Annotated in this window: 4 protein-coding genes and 1 rRNA gene; 3 read left to right on the forward strand and 2 right to left on the reverse strand. The window is 70.8% G+C overall.

Going from position 1 to position 6,000, the window contains the following annotated elements; translation table 11 throughout:
- Nucleotides 1-50 precede the first annotated feature (50 nt).
- Nucleotides 51-2,018, forward strand: a complete 1,968-nt coding sequence (locus ACZ5DC_RS19355; RefSeq protein ID WP_468654170.1) for an acetoacetate--CoA ligase — start codon at nt 51-53, stop codon at nt 2,016-2,018.
- Between the two features lie 163 nt (nt 2,019-2,181).
- Nucleotides 2,182-3,075, forward strand: coding sequence for a hypothetical protein (locus ACZ5DC_RS19360; protein ID WP_366754584.1), 894 nt, complete (start codon nt 2,182-2,184; stop codon nt 3,073-3,075).
- A gap of 94 nt (nt 3,076-3,169) precedes the next feature.
- Here ACZ5DC_RS19360 and ptsP read toward each other — a convergent pair whose 3' ends face one another.
- Both ptsP and ACZ5DC_RS19370 read right to left on the reverse strand, forming a co-directional pair.
- Nucleotides 3,170-4,840 (reverse strand): phosphoenolpyruvate--protein phosphotransferase, encoded by a 1,671-nt coding sequence (ptsP, locus tag ACZ5DC_RS19365; protein ID WP_468654172.1) that lies wholly within the window; start codon nt 4,838-4,840, stop codon nt 3,170-3,172.
- A gap of 80 nt (nt 4,841-4,920) precedes the next feature.
- Nucleotides 4,921-5,370, reverse strand: a complete 450-nt coding sequence (locus ACZ5DC_RS19370; RefSeq protein ID WP_171158315.1) for a PTS sugar transporter subunit IIA — start codon at nt 5,368-5,370, stop codon at nt 4,921-4,923.
- 555 nt (nt 5,371-5,925) lie between these two features.
- On the opposite strand from ACZ5DC_RS19370, the gene ACZ5DC_RS19375 reads away from it, so the two are divergent.
- Nucleotides 5,926-6,000: ribosomal RNA gene (locus ACZ5DC_RS19375) — 16S ribosomal RNA — on the forward strand; the annotation flags it as partial.

Consider the following 6,000-nt stretch of genomic DNA (forward strand, 5'->3'; position numbering starts at 1 on the left):
CCCGTGCGCGGACCGACGCACACGACGCGCACAGCCCGGGAGCCGCACCCATGTCGACCGCGAACCCCCAGCCGCTCTGGCAGCCCGATCCCCAGCGGATCGCCCAAGCCCGCATCACCCGGTTCCAGGCATGGGCCGCCGAACACCACGGCGCCCCGGCCGAGGGCGGGTACCCGGCCCTGCACCGGTGGTCCGTCGAGCAGCTGGACACCTTCTGGAAGGCCGTCACCGAGTGGTTCGACGTACGGTTCTCCACGCCCTACGCGCGCGTGCTCGGAGACCGCGGCATGCCCGGCGCCCAGTGGTTCCCAGGGGCCACCCTCAACTACGCCGAACACGCCCTGCGCGCCGCCGCCGACCGCGCTGACGAACCCGCCCTGCTGCACGTGGACGAGACGCACGAGCCCCGCCCGGTGAGCTGGGCCGAACTGCGCCGCCAGGTCGGCTCCCTCGCCGCCGAACTCCGCGCCCTCGGCGTCCGCCCCGGCGACCGCGTGAGCGGCTACCTCCCCAACATCCCCCAGGCCGTCGTCGCCCTCCTCGCCACGGCCGCCGCCGGCGCCGTCTGGACCTCGTGCGCCCCCGACTTCGGCGCCCGCAGCGTCCTGGACCGCTTCCAGCAGGTCGAACCCGTCGTCCTGTTCACCGTCGACGGCTACCGCTACGGCGGCAAGGAGCACGACCGCCGCGAGGTGGTCGCCGAACTCCGCCGCGAGCTGCCCACCCTGCGCGCCGTCGTCCACATCCCCCTGCTCGGCACCGAACCCCCCGAGGGGGCCCTGGAGTGGTCGGCGGTGACCGCCGGGGACACCGAGCCGGTCTTCGAGCAGGTCCCGTTCGACCACCCGCTGTGGGTGCTCTACTCCTCCGGCACCACCGGCCTGCCCAAGGCCATCGTCCAGTCGCAGGGCGGCATCCTGGTCGAACACCTCAAGCAGCTCGGCCTGCACTGCGACCTCGGCCCCGAGGACCGGTTCTTCTGGTACACCTCGACCGGCTGGATGATGTGGAACTTCCTCGTCTCCGGCCTGCTCACGGGCACCACGGTCGTCCTGTACGACGGCAGCCCCGGCTACCCGGACACCGGAGCCCAGTGGCGCGTCGCCGAACGCACCGGAGCCACCCTGTACGGCACCTCCGCCGCCTACGTCATGGCCTGCCGCAAGGCCGGCGTGCACCCCGCACGCGACTACGACCTGTCCACGGTGAAGTGCGTCGCCACCACCGGCTCCCCCCTGCCGCCCGACGGCTTCCGCTGGCTGCACGACGAGGTTCGCGAGGACCTGTGGATCGCCTCCGTCAGCGGTGGCACCGACGTCTGCTCCTGCTTCGCCGGCGCCGTGCCCACCCTCCCGGTGTACACCGGGGAACTCCAGGCACCCGGCCTCGGCACCGACCTCCAGTCCTGGGACCCGAGCGGGAAGCCCGTCATCGACGAGGTCGGCGAGCTGGTCGTCACCCGTCCCATGCCGTCCATGCCGATCCACTTCTGGAACGACCCCGACGGCAGCCGTTACCACGACAGCTACTTCGACACCTACCCGGGCGTCTGGCGGCACGGCGACTGGATCACCGTCACCTCACGCGGGACCGTGATCATCCACGGCCGCTCCGACTCCACCCTCAACCGGCAGGGCGTCCGCATGGGCTCGGCCGACATCTACGAGGTCGTCGAGCGCCTGCCAGAGATCAAGGAGTCCCTGGTCATCGGCATCGAGCAGCCCGACGGCGGCTACTGGATGCCGCTGTTCGTGCACCTCGCACCGGGCGCCGTCCTGGACGACGCCCTCCTGGACCGCATCAAGCAGGCCATCCGCCAGCAGCTCTCCCCGCGGCACATCCCCGACGAGATCATCGAGGTCCCCGGCGTCCCGCACACCCTCACGGGCAAGCGCATCGAGGTCCCGGTCAAGCGCCTGCTGCAGGGCACCCCCCTGGAAAAGGCGGTGAACCCCGGCTCCATCGACGACCTCGCCCTGCTCGGCTTCTACGAGGAACTCGCCCGCAAACGCGCATGACCCCCGGACGATCACCCTCCGCATCCGGGCCTGTGGGCAGCCCGAGCGGTGTGACCTGCGCAGACGACCTCACCACCGGACCGTGACCACCGGCGGCACCGCCATTGTCAGTGCCGCCGGTTACGGTGAGTGAGCATTGATCGACCGCGCATTGGGGGAATTCATGGCGCACACCGACCACCAGACCATGCGGCGCGTCCTGCGCCGCGAGATCGCCGGCACCATCGGCGTACTCACCGACGACCACGACTTCCGCGCCATGCGGCGCTACCGCAGCTTCACCTTCGACGACCACACCACCTACCTCCAGCAACTGGAGGCCGTCCTGCGGGACCGCGCCGCACAGGGCAACCACACCACCCTCGCCCTGTTCGACCCGGAGGACTACGCCGTGTACTGCGCGGACACCGGCCTCGACCCCGAAGCCCCGGCCAGCCGGACCCGCTTCACCGCGGAACTCGCGGCCACCGGCCCGACCATCCCCTACGACGGCCGCCCGCTCACCGTCCTCCTGCCCGCCCTCGTGGACGAAGCCGTGCGCCAGGCCACCTGGGAGTACGCCACCACCCTCCTCACCCGCCTCGGCCCCTGCCCCACCTGCGGCGAGGACATCGGCAGGGCAGCCTTCACCCGCGCCTCCGAGCTCCTGGTCCGCATCCTCGACACCGCCCCACCCGGCGACCGGCACCTCGTGTGCACCGTCTCCGGACCCCCGGACACCCTCGTCTCCGTCCTGCACGGCGACCAGGACCCCCACGGCGCGACTCGCCTCGACGAGGCCGAAGCCCTCGAATTCGCCAGCGTCCTCGCCCTCGGCCTCGCGACCCGCAGCCCCGGCGGACTCGTGATCCGCGTCAGCGCCGCCGGCACGGCCGACCGCGTCTACGGCTGGCGACTGCGCGGCGGCGCCCTCGAGCCACTGACGGCGTCCGAGGTGTTCGACGCCTACTGCACCGACGTCGAATCCGGCGAGCCGATCTCCCCGGAGCCCGGCGTCGACTACCGCGAGCCGCCCGCGCTCGGAGAGGAGAGCACCGCCCCGGACCACCGCCACTGAGGCCCGCGCGCACACGGCGGCCGGAACGCGGCAGGGGCGCCCCGCCCGCAGGCAGGACGCCCCTGAACGGGCACCCCGGCGGCGCCCGGTACGGCTACTCGCCGGACAGCACCGCCTGAGCCGCGGTGCGCGCCTCCTCGGCACTGTCCGCGGCACGCGCCGCCGCCGCGGCCCGCTCACACTGCGCCAGCGTGTACTTCGCCAGCGTCGCGCGGACGTACGGAATCGACGCCGCTCCCATGGACAGGGAGGTGACACCCAGACCGGTCAGCACACAGGCCAGCAGGGGATCCGACGCGGCCTCGCCGCACACCCCACAGCTCTTGCCCTCGGCCGTGGCCGCCTCCGCGGACAGCGCGACCAGGTCGAGCAGCGCCGGCTGCCACGGGTCCTGCAGGCGGGACACCGCACCCACCTGCCGGTCCGCCGCGAACGTGTACTGCGCGAGGTCGTTCGTCCCCAGCGACAGGAACTCGACCTCTTGCAGGATCGAGCGCGCCCGCAGCGCGGCCGAGGGGATCTCGACCATCGCGCCGAACTTCGCCCGCAGCCCCGCCTCACGGCAGGCGTCGGCGAAGGCCTTCGCGTCCTTGCGGTCCGCCACCATGGGAGCCATGACCTCGAGGTAGACGGGCAGCCCCTCGGCGGCCTTCGCCAGCGCCGTCAGCTGGGTGCGCAGGACCTCGGGGTGGTCGAGCAGCGTCCGCAGCCCCCGCACGCCGAGCGCCGGGTTCGGCTCGTCCGCGGGCGTCAGGAAGTCCAGGGGCTTGTCCGCACCCGCGTCGAGCACCCGCACGACGACTCGGCTCTCGGGGAACGCCTCCAGCACCTGCCGGTAGGCCTCCACCTGCTTCTCCTCGGAAGGAGCGTTCTTGCTGTCGTCCAGGAACAGGAACTCGGTACGGAACAGACCGACACCCTCCGCCCCGGCCTCGACGGCCGCCGGCACGTCCGCCGGGCCGCCCACGTTGGCCAGAAGGGGCACCTTGTGCCCGTCCGCGGTCACCCCCGGACCCGTCGAAGCGGCCAGCGCGGCCTTGCGCGCGGCAGCCGCGGCCTCCAGCTCCGCCTTCTTCTCCTCACTCGGGTTCACGAAGACGTCGCCGGTGCTGCCGTCGACGGCGATCAGCGTGCCCTCCGCCAGCTCACCGGCACCGGGCAGCGCCACGACGGCCGGCACGCCCAGTGCCCGCGCCAGGATGGCGCTGTGACTGGTCGGACCGCCCTCCTCGGTCACGAAACCGAGGACCAGGGACGGGTCGAGCAGCGCGGTGTCGGCCGGGGCCAGATCACGGGCCACGAGCACATAAGGCTGGTCACTGTCCGGGACGCCCGGCATCGGCACGCCCAGCAGCCGGGCGACGATACGGTTCCGCACGTCGTCGAGGTCGGCCACGCGCCCGGCCAGGTACTCACCCGCGGCGGCCAGCAGCTCCCGGTACGCCGCGAAGGCGTCGTACACCGCACGCTCGGCGGTGCTGCCGACGGCGATCCGCCGGTCCACGTCGGCCATCAGCTCGGGGTCCTGAGCCATCATGGCCTGGGCCTCCAGCACGGCCTGGGCCTCGCCCCCGGCCAGGTTGCCACGCGCCGTCAGGTCGGCGGCGACGGCGTCCACGGCCTGACGGGCACGTCCCTGCTCACGCTCCGCGTCCTCGGCGGAAATCTGCTTGGCCGGAGGCTCCAGAACCGCCGTGCCCATGTGCCGTACCTCGCCGATCGCCACGCCATGGCTCACGCCGACGCCTCGCAGCGTTGTCTCCATCTCACCCGTCTCCGGATAGTGCGGCGGGTCCCGCCGCCGCGGTGGTTGTCCTGTTCGCCGCCTTATAGACGGCAGTGCTGTCAGTTCCAGGAGAAGAGGCTGTCGCCGACCTTCACGTCCCCGTCCTCACGGAGGTCGGAGAGGGACTCGGCAGTCGCTTCCAGCGCGACGACCGGGCACACCGGCGACTTGCCGGCGGCCTCGACCGCGGCGGGGTTCCAGCGCACGACGGCCTGGCCGCGGGTCACGGTGTCGCCCTTGTTGACGAGCAGCTCGAAGCCCTCGCCGTTGAGCTGGACCGTGTCGATGCCGAGGTGGGTGAGCACGCCGTGTCCGCTCTCGTCGACCACGACGAACGCGTGCGGATGCAGGGAGACGATGATGCCGTCGACGGGTGCCACGGCCTCGGAGATCTCACGCACGGGGTCGATCGCGGTGCCCGGGCCGACCATGGCCCCGGAGAAGACCGGATCCGGCACTGCGGCCAGTCCGATGGCACGCCCGGCAAGAGGGGACGTCACGGTGGTCATGGGAAGCCTCCCAAGGAGTGGAGCTGTTCACGGGCCGTCACTGGCAGTCCCGGACGGCGCACTGAGCAGCAGCGTATGTCATGTGAACTGGCGGTTCCGGATGGAAGCTACCAGTTAGTGGTCTAGACCACCAGCTCACCGGATTTGCATGGCCTCCGAGGCCCCGTGTACAGTCGTACTCCTGCCGGGGGGCAGTGAGGCGTGCAACCGCATCCTCCTCCGACAGCAACCAAACTCTTCAGATCCTATCTCTGGATCATCCTTCTGCATGCTCGCAGAGGGGCGGTCAGAGAGACGGAAAAACCCTGATAGAGTTTGAAACACCGAAGGGAAGCGCCCGGAGGAAAGCCCGAGAGGGTGAGTACAAAGGAAGCGACCGTTCCTTGAGAACTCAACAGCGTGCCAAAAATCAACGCCAGATATGTTGATACCCCGTCTCCGGCATCTGCCGGGACGAGGTTCCTTTGAAAAAACACAGCGAGGACGCTGTGTGCGAGGGGACTATTCCTCCTCTCGCACCGCTCTCGTGGTGTTGCACCGGATTACCGGTAAACATTCACGGAGAGTTTGATCCTGGCTCAGGACGAACGCTGGCGGCGTGCTTAACACATGCAAGTCGAACGATGAACC

Source organism: Streptomyces sp. NPDC031445 (genome assembly GCF_055581365.1).

Excerpts from the sequence above, each read along its gene's own strand:
- ACZ5DC_RS19355 (WP_468654170.1), top strand. The coding sequence starts at position 51 with ATGTCGACCGCGAACCCCCAGCCGCTCTGGCAGCCCGATCCCCAGCGG.
- ACZ5DC_RS19360 (WP_366754584.1), top strand. The coding sequence starts at position 2,182 with ATGGCGCACACCGACCACCAGACCATGCGGCGCGTCCTGCGCCGCGAG.
- ptsP (WP_468654172.1), bottom strand. The coding sequence starts at position 4,840 with ATGGAGACAACGCTGCGAGGCGTCGGCGTGAGCCATGGCGTGGCGATC.
- ACZ5DC_RS19370 (WP_171158315.1), bottom strand. The coding sequence starts at position 5,370 with ATGACCACCGTGACGTCCCCTCTTGCCGGGCGTGCCATCGGACTGGCC.